Origin of the sequence: Kitasatospora sp. NPDC093679, assembly GCF_040683455.1 — a bacterium.
Classification (GTDB): domain Bacteria; phylum Actinomycetota; class Actinomycetes; order Streptomycetales; family Streptomycetaceae; genus Kitasatospora; species Kitasatospora arboriphila.
In genome coordinates, this window is record NZ_JBFBDW010000048.1 from 1 (window position 1) to 16,515 (window position 16,515).

General features: G+C 74.1%; 16 protein-coding genes. 15 read left to right on the forward strand and 1 reads right to left on the reverse strand.

Features of this window, described 5'->3' with window-relative positions; all coding sequences use genetic code 11:
- Positions 1-99: 99 nt before the first annotated feature.
- From AB0O09_RS29710 to hypE, 12 genes are all read left to right on the forward strand, one after another.
- The gene (locus AB0O09_RS29710) at positions 100-1,875 is read left to right on the forward strand and encodes a nickel-dependent hydrogenase large subunit (RefSeq protein WP_363546753.1); all 1,776 of its coding nucleotides are present in this window, start codon (positions 100-102) and stop codon (positions 1,873-1,875) included.
- On the forward strand, positions 1,875-2,390 hold the full coding sequence (locus tag AB0O09_RS29715) for a hypothetical protein (RefSeq protein WP_363546755.1): 516 nt from the start codon (positions 1,875-1,877) through the stop codon (positions 2,388-2,390). The genes AB0O09_RS29710 and AB0O09_RS29715 overlap by 1 nt, the downstream gene beginning before the upstream one ends.
- On the forward strand, positions 2,387-3,037 hold the full coding sequence (locus AB0O09_RS29720; RefSeq protein ID WP_363546758.1) for a DUF5947 family protein: 651 nt from the start codon (positions 2,387-2,389) through the stop codon (positions 3,035-3,037). The genes AB0O09_RS29715 and AB0O09_RS29720 overlap by 4 nt, the downstream gene beginning before the upstream one ends.
- The gene (locus tag AB0O09_RS29725) at positions 3,034-3,723 is read left to right on the forward strand and encodes a DUF6084 family protein (RefSeq protein ID WP_344624062.1); all 690 of its coding nucleotides are present in this window, start codon (positions 3,034-3,036) and stop codon (positions 3,721-3,723) included. The genes AB0O09_RS29720 and AB0O09_RS29725 overlap by 4 nt, the downstream gene beginning before the upstream one ends.
- Positions 3,720-5,111, forward strand: a complete 1,392-nt coding sequence (locus AB0O09_RS29730; RefSeq protein ID WP_363546760.1) for a hypothetical protein — start codon at positions 3,720-3,722, stop codon at positions 5,109-5,111. Before AB0O09_RS29725 ends, AB0O09_RS29730 begins: the two co-directional genes overlap by 4 nt.
- Positions 5,108-5,689: a hydrogenase maturation protease gene (locus tag AB0O09_RS29735; RefSeq protein ID WP_363546763.1), complete on the forward strand. Its 582-nt coding sequence runs from the start codon at positions 5,108-5,110 to the stop codon at positions 5,687-5,689. The genes AB0O09_RS29730 and AB0O09_RS29735 overlap by 4 nt, the downstream gene beginning before the upstream one ends.
- 218 nt (positions 5,690-5,907) lie before the next feature.
- Positions 5,908-6,282: a hydrogenase maturation nickel metallochaperone HypA gene (locus AB0O09_RS29740; RefSeq protein ID WP_363546765.1), complete on the forward strand. Its 375-nt coding sequence runs from the start codon at positions 5,908-5,910 to the stop codon at positions 6,280-6,282.
- A 4-nt stretch (positions 6,283-6,286) separates the two neighbouring features.
- Complete coding sequence (gene hypB, locus AB0O09_RS29745) at positions 6,287-7,117, forward strand: hydrogenase nickel incorporation protein HypB (RefSeq protein WP_363546767.1); 831 nt, start codon at positions 6,287-6,289, stop codon at positions 7,115-7,117.
- Positions 7,114-9,435 (forward strand): carbamoyltransferase HypF, encoded by a 2,322-nt coding sequence (hypF, locus tag AB0O09_RS29750; RefSeq protein WP_363546770.1) that lies wholly within the window; start codon positions 7,114-7,116, stop codon positions 9,433-9,435. Before hypB ends, hypF begins: the two co-directional genes overlap by 4 nt.
- Positions 9,436-9,482: 47 nt before the next feature.
- Complete coding sequence (locus AB0O09_RS29755) at positions 9,483-9,773, forward strand: HypC/HybG/HupF family hydrogenase formation chaperone (RefSeq protein ID WP_344624068.1); 291 nt, start codon at positions 9,483-9,485, stop codon at positions 9,771-9,773.
- Positions 9,770-10,903, forward strand: coding sequence for a hydrogenase formation protein HypD (hypD, locus tag AB0O09_RS29760; protein ID WP_363546773.1), 1,134 nt, complete (start codon positions 9,770-9,772; stop codon positions 10,901-10,903). The genes AB0O09_RS29755 and hypD overlap by 4 nt, the downstream gene beginning before the upstream one ends.
- Positions 10,896-11,969 (forward strand): hydrogenase expression/formation protein HypE, encoded by a 1,074-nt coding sequence (gene hypE, locus AB0O09_RS29765; protein WP_363546776.1) that lies wholly within the window; start codon positions 10,896-10,898, stop codon positions 11,967-11,969. The genes hypD and hypE overlap by 8 nt, the downstream gene beginning before the upstream one ends.
- 16 nt (positions 11,970-11,985) lie before the next feature.
- Here hypE and AB0O09_RS29770 read toward each other — a convergent pair whose 3' ends face one another.
- Positions 11,986-12,912 carry a LysR substrate-binding domain-containing protein gene (locus AB0O09_RS29770; protein ID WP_363546778.1) on the reverse strand — a complete coding sequence of 309 codons (927 nt, stop codon included), beginning with the start codon at positions 12,910-12,912 and terminating at the stop codon, positions 11,986-11,988.
- A 191-nt stretch (positions 12,913-13,103) separates the two neighbouring features.
- Between AB0O09_RS29770 and AB0O09_RS29775 the strand changes: the two genes are divergently transcribed.
- Genes AB0O09_RS29775 through AB0O09_RS29785 form a run of 3 tightly spaced genes read left to right on the forward strand, consistent with a single transcriptional unit; the run spans position 13,104 to position 16,485 of the window.
- The gene (locus AB0O09_RS29775) at positions 13,104-13,808 is read left to right on the forward strand and encodes a succinate dehydrogenase cytochrome b subunit (RefSeq protein ID WP_363546781.1); all 705 of its coding nucleotides are present in this window, start codon (positions 13,104-13,106) and stop codon (positions 13,806-13,808) included.
- Entirely contained in the window at positions 13,805-15,751 is a 1,947-nt protein-coding gene (locus tag AB0O09_RS29780) for a fumarate reductase/succinate dehydrogenase flavoprotein subunit (RefSeq protein WP_363546784.1), read from the forward strand. The genes AB0O09_RS29775 and AB0O09_RS29780 overlap by 4 nt, the downstream gene beginning before the upstream one ends.
- Positions 15,748-16,485: a succinate dehydrogenase/fumarate reductase iron-sulfur subunit gene (locus tag AB0O09_RS29785; protein ID WP_363546786.1), complete on the forward strand. Its 738-nt coding sequence runs from the start codon at positions 15,748-15,750 to the stop codon at positions 16,483-16,485. The genes AB0O09_RS29780 and AB0O09_RS29785 overlap by 4 nt, the downstream gene beginning before the upstream one ends.
- The last annotated feature ends 30 nt before the right edge of the window (positions 16,486-16,515 follow it).

Consider the following 16,515-nt stretch of genomic DNA (forward strand, 5'->3'; position numbering starts at 1 on the left):
TTACGGCACCCCCTGGTGACCGTCCCCGTTCGCCGCGTGCCGTCGGCACGCGGCGTCCGCCCGTCCCCCCGACGCAACGACGAAGGGCACACACTCCCGATGGCGACGACAGCGAAGCCGACCGGCGACGGCCTGATGGAGATGTCCTGGGACCCGATCACCCGGATCGTGGGCAGCCTGGGCATCCACACGAAGATCGATTTCAAGCAGAAGAAGGTCGCGGAGTGCTACAGCACCTCGTCGGTCTTCCGCGGCTACAGCGTCTTCATGCGCGGCAAGGACCCGCGCGACGCGCACTTCATCACCAGCCGGATCTGCGGCATCTGCGGCGACAACCACGCCACCTGTTCGGTCTACACGCAGAACATGGCGTACGGGGTGAAGCCCCCGCACCTGGGCGAGTGGATCATCAACCTCGGCGAGGCCGCCGAGTACATGTTCGACCACAACATCTTCCAGGAGAACCTGGTCGGGGTCGACTACTGCGAGAAGATGGTCCGCGAGACCAACCCGGGCGTGCTGGAGCGCGCCGAACGCACCGAGGCGCCGCACGCCGCCGAGCACGGGTACAGGACGATCGCCGACATCATGCGCTCGCTCAACCCCATCGAGGGCGAGTTCTACCGCGAGGCGCTGCAGGTCAGCCGCTACACCCGGGAGATGTTCTGTCTGATGGAGGGCCGCCACGTGCACCCCTCCACGCTCTACCCGGGCGGCGTCGGCACGGTCGCCAGCGTGCAGCTCTTCACCGACTACCTCAGCCGGCTGATGCGCTACGTGGAGTTCATGAAGCGCGTCGTCCCGCTCCACGACGACCTCTTCGACTTCTTCTACGAGGCCCTGCCCGGCTACGAGGAGGTCGGCCGCCGCCGCATCCTGCTCGGCTGCTGGGGCAGCCTCAACGACCCGGACCACTGCGACTTCACGTACCGCAACATGACGGACTGGGGCCGGCGGATGTTCGTCACCCCGGGCGTGGTCGTCGACGGGAAGCTCGTCACCAACGACCTCACCCAGATCAACCTGGGCATCCGGATCCTGCTCGGCAGCTCCTACTACCAGGACTGGGAGGGGCAGGAGCTCTTCGTCACCCACGACCCGCTCGGCAACCCGGTCGACCCGCGGCACCCGTGGAACCAGCACACCATCCCCCAGCCGCAGAAGCGGAACTTCGACGACAAGTACAGCTGGGTGATGTCGCCGCGCTGGTTCGACGGCAAGGACCACCTCGCCCTGGACACCGGCGGCGGCCCGATCGCCCGCCTGTGGTCCACCGCTCTCTCCGGCCTGGTCGACATCGGCTACGTGAAGGCCACCGGCCACAGCGTCGTCATCAACCTGCCGAAGACCATGACCAAGCCGGAGACCACCTTCGAGTGGAAGATCCCGCAGTGGTCCAACGCGCTGGAGCGCAACCGCGCCCGCACCTACTTCCAGGCCTACGCCGCGGCCTGCGCCCTGCACTTCGCCGAGAAGGCGCTGGAGGAGGTCCGCGCCGGGCGCACCCAGACCTGGGAGAAGTTCGAGGTGCCGGACGAGTCGATCGGCTGCGGCTTCACCGAGGCCGTCCGCGGCGTCCTCTCGCACCACATGGTGATCCGCGACGGCAAGATCGCCAACTACCACCCGTACCCGCCGACCCCGTGGAACGCCAGCGTCCGCGACAGCTACGGCACGCCCGGCCCGTACGAGGACGCGGTGCAGAACACGCCGATCTTCGAGGAGAACTCCCCGGAGAACTTCAAGGGCATCGACATCATGCGGGCCGTGCGCAGCTTCGACCCGTGCCTGCCCTGCGGCGTGCACATGTACGTCGGTGACGGCCGCACGGTGCAGAAGATGCACGTCCCCACCGGCCTGAGCGGACTGGCCTGATGACCGCGGAGACGGCCGGCCGGCGGGTCCAGGAGGTCCTGGACCGGCTGGCCGGCGAGGCGGACGGGGCGGCCGTCGCCGCGGCCGAGGACCTCGTCCGCGAGCTGATGGCGTTCTACGGCGAGGGCCTCGCCCGGATCGTCGCCCTGCTCGGCGCGGACGGGACGGCCCCGCTGCCGGCCGCCCTGCTCGACGACCAGGTGGTCTCCGGGCTGCTGGTGCTGCACGAACTCCACCCGGAGAGCGTCCAGCAGCGGATCCGGCGGGCGCTGCGCTCGCTGCCGGGCCGCCCGGCCGAGCTGATCGGGTACGCCGCGGAGGCCGGGTCGGTCCGGTTGCGCACCGTCCCCGGCGGCTGCGGCTGCGGCTGCGAGGACGCGCTGCGGCGCGACCTGGAGACGGCGTTCGCCTGCTACGCGCCCGAGGTGACGGAGGTCCGGCTGGAGAAGGCGGCCCCGCAGCCCGCGCTGCTGCAGATCGGCCGCCGGCCGCCGGTGGGGGCGGACGCCGGATGACCACGTCCCCGACCGACGCCCCGGGCGCGGGCGCCGCGGTGCTGCGCCGGCTGCGCGCACCTGCGGCGCCCCGTCCGGAGCGCTGCGCCTTCTGCGGCACCGCGCTGGCACCCGAGCACCGGCACCTCGCCGACACCGCGCAGCGCGCGCTGGCCTGCGCCTGCCCGGCGTGCGCCATGCTCTTCGACCGCCCGGGGGCGGCCGGCGGCCGCTACCGCGGTGTGCCCCGCCGCTACCTGGTCGACCCGGCGCACGGCGTGGACGACGCGGACTGGGAGGCGCTGCAGATCCCGGTCTCCACCGTCTTCTTCCTCCGCAACTCCGCACTGGACCGGCTGGTCGCGCTCTACCCCAGCCCCGCCGGCCCCGCCGAGAGCGAGCTCGACCCGAGCACCTGGCAGGCCGTGCTCGACCGCACCCGGCTCGCGGCCCTGCTGGAACCGGACGTCGAGGCGCTGCTGCTGCGCCGCGCGGGCGGCGTGACGACCTGCCACCTGGTGCCGGTCGACGCCTGCTACGAGCTGGTCGGGCGGATGCGGCTGCACTGGCAGGGCTTCGACGGCGGCCAGACCGCCCGCGCCGAGCTGGAGGGCTTCTTCGACCGCCTCGCCGGCCTCGCCCGGCCCCTGACCGAGGACACCGCGTGACGACCTGTGACCTGACCTTCGACTGCACCGGGGTGCAGGGCGACCGGTACGCCGCCGGGCCGACCCTGCTATTCCGGCTGCGGATCGGCTCCGCCGGCGCCCGGGTGCACGCCCTGGCGCTCCGCTGCCAACTGCGCATCGAGCCGGCCCGGCGCGGCTACGGCGACGGCGAGGCCGAGCGGCTCGGCGACCTGTTCGGCGAACGGTCCCGCTGGGGCACCAGCCTCAACCCCGTCCAGTTCGCGCAGGTCCCGCTGCTGGTGCCGGGCTTCACCGGCAGCACCGACGTGGAGCTGCCCGTGCCGTGCACCTACGACCTGGACATCGCCGCGACCCGCTACCTCGCCTCGCTGGAGGACGGCGACGTGCCGCTGCTGATGCTGTTCTCCGGCACGGTCTTCACCGGCGAGGACGGCTTCGGCGTGCAGCCCGTGCCCTGGCACAAGGAGACCCGGGTGAAGCTCCCGGTGCGGGTGTGGCGGGAGATGATGGAGCAGCACTTCCCCGGCTGCGGCTGGCTGCGGCTGCCCAAGGACGCCATGGACGAGCTGCTCGCCTACCGCTCCCGGCACGGCCTGCCCTCCTGGGAGGCCACCGTGCGCGCGCTGCTGGCGGCCGCCGACGGGCCGGCCCCCGCCCGCGGACCCGCCGAGGAGCCCGCCCTGGCCCGGGAGGGTGCGCGATGACCGCCGTCCGCCCCGCCGCCGAGCGGTTCGCCGGCGCCCGGCAGATCGCCGACGCCGTGCTGTTCGAGGGCTACGTGCTCTACCCGTACCGGGCGTCCTCCGCGAAGAACCGGCTGCGCTGGCAGTTCGGCGTCCTGGTGCCGCCGGGCTACGGCGAGGGTGCCGGCGAGCACCCGGACCAGCACACCGAACTGCTCGTGGAGCCGCGCCACGGCGCCACCCTGACGGCCGAACTTCGCTTCCTGCGCGTCCAGCGCCGCACCGTGCAGCGGCTGCGCGAGGACGGCGGCCACGAGGACACCGAGGCGCTGGAGCTCTCCGACCGGGTGCTCACCGCCTGGGACGAGGGCGCCGAGGAACGCGTGGAGATGTCCGCCACCGTCGAGGAGCTGCTCGCCGGCGAGGTCCTGGTGCCCGTCCACTGCCCGGCCCGCACCGAGATCGAGTCCGTCCGCGACGGCGAGCGCACCGTCGGCCGCACCGTCCGCCGCTGCGCCCAGGTCGACGGGGTGCTGCGGGTCCGGCTGCAGCCGCTGCCCGGCCCCTACGCCGCCTACCGGCTGCGCGCCGTCGTGGAGAACACCACCGCCTGGACCGCCGGGCCCGGCGACGGCCGCGAACAGGCCCTGCCGCACGCGCTGGTCTCCGCGCACCTGCTGCTCGGCCTGGACAGCGGCTCCTTCGTCTCGATGACCGATCCGCCCGAGTGGGCGAAGGACGCCGTCGCCGAGTGCCGGAACCTGCGCACCTGGCCGGTGCTCGCCGGCGACGACGGCCGCGCCGACGTGGTGCTCTCCTCGCCGATCATCCTGGAGGACCACCCGCAGGTCGCCCCGGAGAGCCCCGGTGCGCTGTACGACGGCACCGAGATCGACGAGATCCTCGCGCTGCGCACCTCCGCGCTGACCGAGCAGGAGAAGCGCGAGGCGCGCGGCACCGACGACCGGGCCGGCGCCGCCGTCGACCTGGCGGACTCGCTGCCCCCGGAGGTGATGGAGCGGCTGCACGGCGCCGTCCGGGCGCTGCGCGAGGTGACCGACGGTCCGCCCGCCGGGGCCGACGTCCCCGGGGTCCGGCCGGACACGCCGTGGTGGGACCCGGGCGGCGACCCCGGGGTGGACCCGGCCACCGACCGGGTGCGGATCGACGGCCGGGCGGTCGGCGCGGGCGACCGGGTGGTGCTGCGCCCCGGCCGGCGCCGCAGTGACGCCCAGGACCTCTTCCTGCAGGGCCGCACCGCCCTGGTCGAGGCCGTCCTGCAGGACGTGGACGGCGCGGTGCACGTCGCGGTCACCGTCGACGGCGACCCGGGCGCCGACCTGTGGCGCGCCCAGGGCCGTTTCCTGTACTTCCAGCCCGACGAACTCGCCCCGGTGGAGGAGACGTGACGGACGGCAGCGGGACGGCACCCCGGGTCCTGGTCGCCGGGGTCGGCAACGTCTTCCTCGGCGACGACGGCTTCGGCGTCGAGGCCGTCCGCCGACTGACCGGGCGGCAGCTGCCCGAGGGCGTCGAGGCGGCCGACATCGGGGTGCGCGGCGTGCACCTCGCGTACCGACTGCTGGACGGCTACGACACGCTCGTCCTGGTGGACGCCACCGAGCGCGGCGGCACGCCCGGCACGGTGTACCTGCTGGAGGCGCCCGCGCCCGGGGCGGTCGAACCGCAGGCACCCGCGCTGGACGGCCACCGGATGGGCCCGGACGCGGTGCTGTCGCTGCTCGCCACGCTCGCCGCCGGCACCGGCGGCAGCCCGCCGCGGCAGGTGTTCGTGGTCGGCTGCGAGCCGGAGACGGTCGAGGAGGGCATGGGGCTCAGCGCCCCGGTCGCCGCGGCCGTCGACGAGGCCGTCGACGTGATCCTCCGGCTGCTGGACGGCGGCCCCGCCGATCCGGGCGCCGCCGCCGCACCGTCCGACCGAAGCCGTACCACCGACAGAGAGGCACCCTCATGCGCAAGTTCCTGATCGTCCTGCTCAGCGCCGCCGCCGTGGCGGTCTTCGTGCAGAGCCTGCCGGACCTCAAGCGGTACCTGAAGATCCGGCAGATGTGACCGCGGGCCGGTGCTGCGAATGGCGTAGCGGGCGCCGCGTCCACGGCGCGGCGCACCCCGCACCCCGGGGCCGCGGCCTGTAATGGTGCCCGACCGTCCGGTCACCGCCTCCAGGCGCAAAGCGGGGTGCCGATGCACGAGATGTCGATCGCCATGGCCGTGGTGGACCAGGTGGTGCAGGCCGTCCCCGAGGGCGCCGACCGCGTCGAGTCGGTGCTGCTGCAGGTCGGCGAACTGGCCGGCGTGGTCCCGGACTCGCTGCACTTCTGCTTCGAACTCGCCTGCTCCGGAACGGTCCTGGAGGGCGCCGAGCTGATCACCGAACCGGTGCCGGCGCGGGCCCGGTGCGGCGCCTGCGGCACCGGCTGGGCGGTCGGGATGCCGCCCGAACTCACCTGCCCCGGCTGCGGCGACGGCGCGGCCACCGAGCTGCTGACCGGGCGGGAGCTGCAGATCCGCAGCGTCCGCTGGGCGGACCGTCCGGCGTACGCAGACCAGGAAGGCTGACGCCATGTGCCGAGTTGTCGACCTCCAGCAGGCCGTGCTGGCCCGCAACGAGGACGCCGCCCACCAGCTGCGCGAGGCGCTCGCCGCCCGCGGCACCGTCGCGGTGAACCTGCTCTCCAGCCCCGGCAGCGGCAAGACCGCCCTGCTGGAGGCCGAGTTGGTGCTCGCCGGGCGGCGCGGGACGGCCGCCGCCGCGCTCACCGCCGACCTCGCCACCGAGAACGACGCGCTGCGCCTCGCCCGTTCGGGCGCCCCGGTGAAGCAGGTGCTCACCGACGGGCTCTGCCACCTGGAGGCGGCGATGCTGGCCCGCCACCTGGACGGCTGGCTGCCCGCGGACACCCGGCTGCTGTTCGTGGAGAACGTCGGCAACCTGGTCTGCCCGGCCTCGTACGACCTCGGGGAGAGCCTGCGGGTGGCGCTGGCCTCGGTGACCGAGGGTGAGGACAAGCCGCTGAAGTACCCGACGGCGTTCGGGCTGGCGAACCTCGTGGTGGTGACCAAGGCGGACCTGGCCGCGGCCGTGGACTTCGACCGGCGGGCCTTCCTCGCGCACGTCGAGCGGGTCAACCCGGGCGTGGAGGTGCTGTTCACCTCGGCGCGCACCGGGCAGGGCGTCGGGCTGCTGCTCGACCGGGCCACCGCCGTGCTGGAGGGCGCTCCCGTGCACCGGCCGGTGATGGGCGTGCCGAGCGCCGGGCACCGTCACGGTCCGCCGGCCGCGCAGCCCGACCACGACCACGCGCCCGGGACGGGGCCCGACCACGGTCACGAGCACGGGCACGGGCACGGCCACCCGCACCGGGAACCGGCGCTGCCGCCGGCCGCCTCGTGACCGCCGCGCCGCAGGCGCCCGCCGTCGAACGGCGGCTCGTCCGGGTCGGCGGGATCGTCCAGGGCGTGGGCTTCCGCCCGTTCGTGCACTCGCTCGCCGCGGAGCTGAAGCTCGCCGGGCACGTCACCAACACCGGCGAGGGCGTGCTCGCCGAGGTCGAGGGCCTGCCGAACGCCGTCGCGGCGTTCTGCCGGCGGATCGCGGACGACGCGCCCCCGCTGGCCCGGGTGGTCTCGGTGCTCCACGAGCCGATCGAGGCGACCGGCGCGGACGGCTTCGCCATCGTGCCGTCCACGGGCGGCGGCGGCAGCCGCACCCTGATCCCACCGGACACCGCGACCTGCGCCGACTGCCTGGCCGAACTCGCCGACCCGGCCGACCGGCGGCACCGCCACCCGTTCATCACCTGCACCAACTGCGGGCCGCGGTTCACCATCGTCACCGCACTGCCCTACGACCGGGCCGCCACCACCATGGCCGGCTTCCCGATGTGCACGGACTGCGAGCGCGAGTACACCGACCCGTCCGACCGGCGCTTCCACGCCCAGCCGATCTGCTGCCACGCCTGCGGGCCCGAGCTCTCGCTCACCGTGCCCGGGCGGGCCGGGCTGCGCGGAGCGGCCGCGTCGGAGGACGCCCGCCGGCTGCTCGCCGAGGGCGCGGTGCTCGCCGTCAAGGGCCTCGGCGGCTACCACCTGGTCTGCGACGCGGGCAGTGCCGCCGCGGTGGCCGAACTGCGGCGGCGCAAGCGCCGCGGCGACAAGCCCTTCGCCGTGATGGCCTCCTCGGCCGCCGAGGCGGCCGCGCTGGCCCGGGTCGGGGAGGCCGAACGGGCCGCCCTGGAGTCCGCCGCCCGGCCGATCGTGCTGCTGCGCCGCCGGCCCGGTGCCCCCGGGATCGCCGAGGGCGTCGCCCCGCGCTGCCCCGACCTCGGCGTGATGCTGCCGTACACCCCGCTGCACCGGCTGCTGCTCGGCCTGCCCGGCGACCCGGACGGGCCGCGGGTGCTGGTGATGACCAGCGGCAACCTGTCCGGCGAGCCGATCGTCACCGACGACGCCGAGGCGCTGGACCGCCTCGCCCCGCTGGTGGACGGCTGGCTGGCGCACGACCGGCCGATCCACGTGCCCTGCGACGACTCGGTGGTGCGGGTGGTGGACGGCGAGGTGCTGCCGGTGCGCCGCTCGCGCGGCTACGCGCCGCTGCCGGTGCCGCTGCCGGTGGACGTCCGCCCGGTGCTCGCGGTCGGCGGGGACCTCAAGAACACCTTCGCGCTGGCCGAGGGGCGCACCGCCTGGCCCTCCGGGCACGTCGGCGACATGGACGACCTGGCGACCCTCGCCGGATTCGGCCGCGCGGTGGCCCAGTTGGCGGCCGTCACCGGGGTCCGACCGGAGCTGCTGGCCGCCGACCGGCACCCGCGCTACCGCTCCGCGCAGTGGGCGCGGCGGCAGGCCCGCGGGCGCGAGGTCCGCACCGTGCAGCACCACCACGCGCACATCGCCTCGGCGATGGCCGAGCACGGCCTGGACGGCACCGGGCGGGTCATCGGCATCGCCTTCGACGGCACCGGCTACGGCGAGGACGGCACGGTCTGGGGCGGCGAGGTGCTGCTCGCCGACTACGACGGCTTCGACCGCTTCGGCCGGCTCGGCCACGTGCCGCTGCCCGGCGGGGACGCCGCGGTGGAACGCCCGTACCGGATGGCGCTCGCCCACCTGTACGCGGCCGGCCTGCCCTGGGAGCCCGGACTGCCCTGCACCGCGGCCTGCCCCGCGGACGAACTCGCGGTACTGCGCCGGCAGTTGGCCCGCGGCCTGAACTGCGTGCCGACCTCCAGCATGGGGCGGCTGTTCGACGCCGTCTCCTCGCTCGCCGGGGTCTGCCACCGGGCCGGCTACGAGGCCCAGGCGGCCGTGGAGTTGGAGGCCGCCGCCCTGGCCGCCGAGGACTCCGGCGAGCCGTACGCCTTCGGCATGCGGGACGAGGACGGCGTGTCGGTGGCCGATCCCGGCCCGGTGCTGGCCGCGGTGGTCGCCGACCTGGCGGCGGGCGTGCCGGCCGCGGTGGTCGCCCGGCGCTTCCACGGTGCGGTGGCCGCCCTGGTGGAGCGGTGGTGCCTGGCGGCGCGGGAGCGGACCGGACTCGGTACGGCGGCGCTCACCGGCGGGGTGTTCGGCAACGCGCTGCTCACCGAGGAGTGCCTGCAGCGGCTGCGGGCGGCCGGCTTCACCGTACTGCGGCACCGGCTGGTGCCGCCCAACGACGGCGGTCTGGCGCTCGGCCAGCTCGTGGTGGCCGGCCGGACCGGCAGCTGAACGGCGGGGGCGCACCCGCCCCCGGAGGACGAACGAGGGAGCAGCCGATGTGCCTGGCGGTGCCCGGCAGGGTGATGGAGATCGAGGAGCGCGACGGCACCCGGATGGCCGTCGTGGACTTCGGCGGCGTGGTGAAGGACGTGTGCCTGGAGTACCTGCCCGACCTGGCGGTCGGTGAGTACGCGATCGTGCACGTCGGGTTCGCGCTGCAGCGCCTGGACGAGGAGTCGGCCCGCCGGACCCTTGAGCTGTTCGAGGAACTCGGGCTGCTGCAGGAGGAGTTCGGCGACCCGTGGGAGGCGGCCGCGGGCGCCCCGAAGGAGGCGGAGACCAAGTGAAGTACCTGGAGGAGTTCCAGAACCCCGAGCTGGCCCGGCGGCTGCTCGACGACATCCGGGCCACCGTCACCCGGCCCTGGGCGCTGATGGAGGTCTGCGGCGGCCAGACGCACACCATCATCCGGCACGGCATCGACCAACTGTTGCCGGAGGGCGTGGAGTTGATCCACGGGCCGGGCTGTCCGGTGTGCGTCACCCCGCTGGAGGTGATCGACAAGGCGCTGGAGATCGCCTCCCGCCCGGACGTGGTCTTCTGCTCCTTCGGCGACATGCTGCGGGTGCCGGGCACGGACAAGGACCTGTTCCGGGTCCGCAGCGAGGGCGGCGACGTGCGGGTGGTCTACTCCCCGCTGGACGCGCTGCGGATCGCCGAGCAGAACCCGGACAAGCAGGTGGTGTTCTTCGGCATCGGCTTCGAGACCACCGCCCCGCCCAACGCCATGACGGTGTACCAGGCGAAGAAGCGCGGGATCCGCAACTTCAGCCTGCTGGTCTCGCACGTCCGGGTGCCCCCGGCGATCGAGGCGATCATGCAGTCGCCGGACTGCCGGGTGCAGGGCTTCCTCGCCGCCGGGCACGTCTGCTCGGTGATGGGCACCGCCGAGTACCCGGAACTCGCCGAGCGGTTCGAGGTGCCGATCGTGGTCACCGGCTTCGAGCCGCTGGACATCCTGGAGGGCATCCGCCGCACCGTGCGCCAACTGGAGCGCGGCGAGCACACCGTGGACAACGCCTACCCGCGGGCGGTGCGCGAGGAGGGCAACCCGGCGGCGCAGGCGATGCTCGCCGACGTCTTCGAGACCACCGACCGCGCCTGGCGCGGCATCGGCACCATCCCGCAGAGCGGCTGGCGGCTCTCGTCCCGCTACCGCGAGTTCGACGCCGAGCACCGCTTCGACGTCGGCGACGTCAACACCTGCGAGCCGGCCGCATGCCGGGCCGGCGAGGTGCTGCAGGGGCTGCTCAAGCCGCACGAGTGCGAGGCCTTCGGCACCGTCTGCACGCCGCGCAACCCGCTGGGCGCGACCATGGTCTCCAGCGAGGGCGCCTGCGCCGCCTACTACCTGTACCGCCGCCTGGGTGCGCCCGCCGCACCCGCCGCCCCGCTGGAGGCGAGCCCCGTTGCCTGACACCGACACCCTCGCCGCCCCCGACTTCTCCAACTGGAGCTGCCCGCTGCCGCTGCGCGACCACCCGCGGGTGGTGATGGGCCACGGCGGCGGCGGGGCGCTCTCCGCCGAACTCGTCGAGCACGTCTTCGCGCCCGCCTTCGGCGGCCCGGTGCTGGCCGCGCTCGGCGACTCCGCCGCCGTCACCCTCGGCGGGGTGCGGCTCGCCTTCTCCACCGACTCCTACGTGGTGCGGCCGCTGTTCTTCCCCGGCGGAAGCATCGGCGACCTGGCCGTCAACGGCACCGTCAACGACCTGGCGATGAGCGGCGCCACGGCCGCCTACCTGTCCTGCGGGTTCATCCTGGAGGAGGGCGTCGAGACGGCCCAGGTGGCCCGGGTCGCGCAGGCGCTCGGCGCGGCCGCGCGGGCCGCCGGGGTCGAGGTGGCCACCGGCGACACCAAGGTCGTCGAGGCCGGCCGCGGCGACGGGATCTACCTCAACACCGCGGGCATCGGGCTGATCCCGGCCGGGGTCGACCTGCGGCCGCAGCGGGCCGAACCCGGCGACGTGGTGATCGTCAGCGGGCCGATCGGGCTGCACGGCGTCGCCGTGATGAGCGTGCGCGAGGGCCTGGAGTTCGGCGTGGACGTGCAGAGCGACTGCGCCCCGCTCGGCGGGCTGGTGCGGGCGATGCTCGCCGTCACCCCGGACCTGCACGTGCTGCGCGACCCCACCCGCGGGGGCCTCGGCGCCTCGCTCAACGAGATCGCCGCGGCCGCCGGGGTCGGCGTGGTCGTCCAGGAGCGGAGCATCCCGGTGCCGCCGGAGGTCGCCAACGCCTGCGCGATCCTCGGCCTCGACCCGCTGTACGTCGCCAACGAGGGCAAGCTCGTCGCCTTCGTGCCCCGGCAGCACGCGGACGCCGTCCTGGAGGCGATGCGGGCGCACCCGTACGGTGCGGGCGCGGCGGTGATCGGCGAGTGCGTCACCGACCACCCCGGCATGGTGGTGGCCCGGACCGCGCTCGGCGGCACCCGGGTGGTCGACCTGCCGGTCGGCGAGCAGCTGCCGCGGATCTGTTGAGCGCCACCGCCGCCCTTCACGGCGCGGCGAGCAGCCGGGTACCCTCCGGCAGCTCGCCGCGCCGCGCCTGTGCGGCCAGCCGTTCGGCGACGGTGGCGCGCATCCGGTCGGCGGCCCGGCCGAGCGGGATGTCCCGGCCGTGGGCGAGCGAGATCGTCCGGCCGAGACCGGCGCCGGTGAACCGGGTGGTCGGCAGGCCGGAACGGGCGGCGACCATGGCGGGCACCACGGCCGGGCCGAGGCCGGCCCGGACGAAGCCGAGCACGGCGTCCATCTCGCCGCCCTCGACGGCGAACCGGGGCTCGAAACCGGCCTCCCGGCAGGCCGCCAGGGTGGCGTCGCGCAGCGCGTAGCCCGTCCGGAACATCACCAGCGGGCGGTCCCGCAACTCCCCCACCGGGACGGCCTGTTCGGGCAGCGGCTCGGCGGACACCAGGACCAGGTCCTCGTGCAGCAGCGGGGTGACGTCCAGGCCGGGCAGGGCGCCGCCGGGGCTGGGCGAGACGATCAGGGCGAGGTCGAGCTCGCCGGCGTCCAGGGCCGCGACCAGGTCTCCCGAGCCACCCTCGCTGACCTGCAGATCGACACCGGGGAAGCGGGCACGGAAGGCACCGAGCACGTCCGGCAGCAGGCTGACGCACAGGCTCGGCGGCGCACCGAGGCGGACCCGGCCGCGGCGCAGCTGCACCGTCTCCTGGACGGCGAGCCGGGCGCTGTCGGTGTCGGCGAGGATGCGGCGGGCCAGCGGCAGCAGCGCCTCACCGGCGTCCGTGGGGGTGGTGGCGCCGCGGCTGCGGTGCAGCAGCTCGGCACCCAACTCCCGCTCCAGCGCCTTGATCTGCTGGGAGAGCGAGGGCTGCGCGACGTGCAGCCGCTCGGCGGCCCGGGTGAAGTTGCCGAGCTCGGCGACGGCGGTGAAGTAGCGGAGCTGCTGGAGTTGCACGATGCCAACCTAAGGCCCACCACTCACGGGCGTGACCCGCATCCGAATCGCGCAGTTCCGCCCCCAGCCTTCGGCCGGGAGGTGCCCCCAGCGCCCCTGGGCGGCTGCCCGACTTTCATAGCCTGAGACTATCGCGATGAGCCCATTCATGTCTTGGACGTGAGGTAGGGGCTGTTCCTAGCGTGGAGCGCATGGCTCTGGCGACTGGAACGCGTCGGCCGCGGCACGCCCTGGCGGCGCTGTGGGGTTCGACGATCGGCAAGAAGGCGGTGATGGCCGCCTCCGGCGCGGTGATGCTGCTGTACCTGGTGGCGCACATGCTCGGCAATCTGAAGATCTTCTTCGGGCCGGACGACCTCAACGGCTACGCCGCGTGGCTGCGCACGATCGGGCAGCCCTTCCTCGGGCACGCCTGGTTCCTGTGGATCGCCCGGGTGGTGCTGCTGGTCTCGGTGGTGGCGCACGGCGTCGCCGCGTACCAGCTGAGCCGGCGCGACCTCGCGGCACGCCCGCAGAAGTACGCGCGGCGCCGGGCCCGGTCCAGCTACGCGACGCGGACGATGCGCTGGGGCGGGGTGATCCTGGCGCTGTTCATCGTCTGGCACGTCCTCGACCTGACCACGCTGACCGTGAACCCGCGGGCGGAGGAGGGCCACCCGTACCAGAACGTGGTCGCGTCCTTCTCGACCTGGTACGGCGGCGGGATCTACGTCGTCGCGATGCTCGCGGTCGGGCTGCACGTGCGGCACGGCTTCTGGAGCGCCGCGCAGACCCTGGGCGTCAACAACGCGCGGCGGGACCGGGTGTTGAAGGCGACCGCGAACGTGCTGGCGCTGGTGCTGACGGCCGGCTTCCTCGCCGTGCCGGTGGCCGTGATGATCGGAGCGGTGAAGTGACCCCCTACCTCGACTACGCCCTCGGCGCGCCGGTCGCCGACACCAAGGCGCCCGCCGGGCCGATCGAACAGCGCTGGGACCAGCGGCGGTTCGAGGCGAAGCTGGTGAACCCGGCGAACCGCCGCCGGCACACCGTGATCGTGGTCGGCACCGGTCTGGCCGGCGGCGCGGCCGGCGCGACCCTCGCCGAACAGGGATACCGGGTGGTGCAGTTCTGCTTCCAGGACTCGCCGCGCAGGGCGCACTCGATCGCCGCGCAGGGCGGCATCAACGCGGCGAAGAACTACCGCAACGACGGTGACAGCGTGCGGCGGCTGTTCTACGACACCGTCAAGGGCGGCGACTTCCGGGCGCGGGAGTCCAACGTGCACCGGCTGGCGCAGATCTCGGTGGAGATCATCGACCAGTGCGTCGCGCAGGGCGTGCCGTTCGCCCGGGAGTACGGCGGGCTGCTGGACACCCGCTCGTTCGGCGGCGTCCAGGTGCAGCGCACCTTCTACGCCCGCGGGCAGACCGGCCAGCAACTGCTGCTCGGCGCCTACCAGGCGCTGTCGCGCCAGATCGCGGCCGGCGGGGTGGAGATGCACCCGCGCACCGAGATGCTCGACCTGGTCGTCGTCGACGGCCGGGCCCGCGGCATCGTCGCCCGGGACCTGGTCACCGGGGAGGTGTCCACCCACCTGGCGGACGCGGTGGTGCTGGCGACCGGCGGGTACGGCAACGTCTTCCACCTGTCGACCAACGCCAAGAACTCCAACGCCACCGCCGTCTGGCGGGCGCACCGGCGCGGCGCGTGGTTCGGCAACCCGTGCTTCACGCAGATCCACCCGACCTGCATCCCGCGCTCCGGCGACCACCAGTCGAAGCTCACCCTGATGAGCGAGTCGCTGCGCAACGACGGCCGGATCTGGGTGCCGAAGGCGGCCGGGGACGCCCGCCCGCCGGCGGAGATCCCCGAGGCTGAGCGGGACTACTACCTGGAGCGGATGTACCCGTCCTTCGGCAACCTGGTGCCGCGCGACATCGCCTCCCGCGCCGCCAAGGCGGTCTGCGACGAGGGCCGCGGCGTCGGCCCCGGCGGGCAGGGCGTGTACCTCGACTTCGCCGACGCGATCGCCCGGCTGGGCCGGGACACCGTCTCCGCGCGCTACGGCAACCTCTTCGAGATGTACGAGCGGATCACCGCGGAGGACCCGTACCGGGTGCCGATGCGGATCTACCCGGCGGTGCACTACACCATGGGCGGCCTGTGGGTGGACTACGACCTGCAGACCACCGTCCCCGGGCTGTTCGCGATCGGCGAGGCCAACTTCTCGGACCACGGCGCCAACCGGCTCGGTGCGAGCGCCCTCATGCAGGGACTCGCCGACGGCTACTTCGTGCTGCCGCCCGCCCTCAACGACTACCTGGCACGGCAGGGTTCGGACCCGGTCGACCCGGGCGACCCGCAGGTCGAGGGCGTGCGCCAGGAGGTGGTGCAGCGGCTGGACCGGCTGCTGGCCGTCCGCGGCGACCGCACCCCGGAGTCCTTCCACCGCGAACTCGGCCGGATCATGTGGGACGAGTGCGGGATGGCCCGCAACGACGCCGGGCTGCGCCGGGCGCTCACCCGGATCCCCGAACTGCGCGAGGAGTTCTGGCGCCGGGTCACCGTCCCCGGTACCGGGGAGAGCCTCAACCAGCAGTTGGAGAAGGCGAACCGGGTCGCCGACCACCTGGAGCTCGCCGAACTCATGTGCCTGGACGCGCTGCACCGCACCGAGTCCTGCGGCGGTCACTTCCGCGAGGAGAGCCGCACCGAACAGGGCGAGGCGCTCCGCGACGACGAGGCCTTCTCGTACGCCGCCGCCTGGGAGTTCACCGGCACCGGCCGCGCCCCCGTGCTCCACCGCGAGCACCTCTCCTTCGAGCACGTCCACCCCACCCAGCGGAGCTACGCATGAACCTCACCCTGCGGATCTGGCGTCAGGCCGGCCCCGACGACCCCGGCGGGTTCAGCACCTACCGGGTCGGCGACATCAGCCCCGACATGTCCTTCCTGGAGATGCTCGACACCCTCAACGAGACCCTGGTGCTGCGCGGCGAGGAGCCGGTGGCCTTCGACCACGACTGCCGCGAGGGCATCTGCGGCGCCTGCGGCATGGTCATCGACGGGCAGGCGCACGGGCCGCAGCCGACCACCACCTGCCAGCTGCACATGCGGCACTTCGAGGACGGCGCCACCGTCGACGTCGAGCCGTGGCGGGCCGCGGCCTTCCCGGTGGTCAAGGACCTGGTGGTGGACCGCTCCGCACTCGACCGGGTGATCGGCGCGGGCGGCTACATCACCGCACCGACCGGTAGCGCACCGGAGGCGCACGCCACGCCCGTCCCCAAGGAGGCGGCGGACGCGGCCTTCGAGCACGCCGCCTGCATCGGTTGCGGGGCGTGCGTGGCGGCGTGTCCGAACGGGTCGGCGATGCTGTTCACGGCGGCGAAGGTGGTGCACCTGAACCTGCTGCCGCAGGGTGCGCCGGAGCGGTCGAGCCGGGTGCGGGGGATGGTCGGCGCGATGGACGCCGAGGACTTCGGCGGCTGCACCAACACCGGCGAGTGCGCGACGGCCTGCCCGAAGGGGATCCCGCTGTCGGCGATCTCGGCGCTGAACAGGGAGTTCCTGCGGAGCACCTTGCGGTGAGGGGTGCGGCACAGGGGCGCTGCCTGCTGT

Bases quoted from the DNA above. Each gene is read 5' to 3' on its own strand.
- AB0O09_RS29740 (WP_363546765.1), top strand. From the start codon at position 5,908: ATGCACGAGATGTCGATCGCCATGGCCGTGGTGGACCAGGTGGTGCAG.
- AB0O09_RS29710 (WP_363546753.1), top strand. From the start codon at position 100: ATGGCGACGACAGCGAAGCCGACCGGCGACGGCCTGATGGAGATGTCC.
- AB0O09_RS29715 (WP_363546755.1), top strand. From the start codon at position 1,875: ATGACCGCGGAGACGGCCGGCCGGCGGGTCCAGGAGGTCCTGGACCGG.
- AB0O09_RS29720 (WP_363546758.1), top strand. From the start codon at position 2,387: ATGACCACGTCCCCGACCGACGCCCCGGGCGCGGGCGCCGCGGTGCTG.
- AB0O09_RS29755 (WP_344624068.1), top strand. From the start codon at position 9,483: ATGTGCCTGGCGGTGCCCGGCAGGGTGATGGAGATCGAGGAGCGCGAC.
- AB0O09_RS29785 (WP_363546786.1), top strand. From the start codon at position 15,748: ATGAACCTCACCCTGCGGATCTGGCGTCAGGCCGGCCCCGACGACCCC.
- AB0O09_RS29730 (WP_363546760.1), top strand. From the start codon at position 3,720: ATGACCGCCGTCCGCCCCGCCGCCGAGCGGTTCGCCGGCGCCCGGCAG.
- AB0O09_RS29775 (WP_363546781.1), top strand. From the start codon at position 13,104: ATGGCTCTGGCGACTGGAACGCGTCGGCCGCGGCACGCCCTGGCGGCG.
- hypB (WP_363546767.1), top strand. From the start codon at position 6,287: ATGTGCCGAGTTGTCGACCTCCAGCAGGCCGTGCTGGCCCGCAACGAG.